The organism is Streptococcus sp. HMSC077D04, from assembly GCF_001808785.1.
Taxonomy (GTDB): Bacteria; Bacillota; Bacilli; order Lactobacillales; family Streptococcaceae; genus Streptococcus; species Streptococcus mitis_BX.
The window spans coordinates 1-359 of the sequence record NZ_KV794532.1 but is presented as its reverse complement, the minus strand read 5'-3'; the positions used below and the strand labels follow the sequence as shown (position 1 = coordinate 359).

Sequence of the window (359 nt, the reverse complement as noted above, 5' to 3'; positions counted from 1 at the left end):
AAAGGAATCTCTTCTTTTTCTAAAAAAGCTTTAAATTTCTCTATATCAATTGGTTTGTCTAAAAAATCTTTTTTCAGATTAATCGTATCAATCGAATAAGGAGATTGTAGCAATTCTTCTAATTTCTGCACTCCTATCTTATAGGCGGAATCCTGTGCTAAAGCCTGACGTCTAGACCATTCTAGAATCTTTAAAAGACTTTTGACAGTAAATAAAAGACTACGCTCTGCATATTGAACTGCCATTCGTTCCTGTTGTTCAGAGGACATCTGATGCCTCCTTCTTAACAAATAGCAGCTTTCCTTCTTTATAACGATAAGCTATCAATTTCTGACGTTGCTTAATCGACTTGACAACCT

Annotated in this window: 1 pseudogene; it reads right to left on the bottom strand. The window is 34.5% G+C overall.

The annotated features are described in order from the left end of the window. A pseudogene (locus HMPREF2701_RS04865) lies at positions 1-269 on the bottom strand (hypothetical protein); the annotation flags it as partial. Positions 270-359 lie beyond the last annotated feature (90 nt).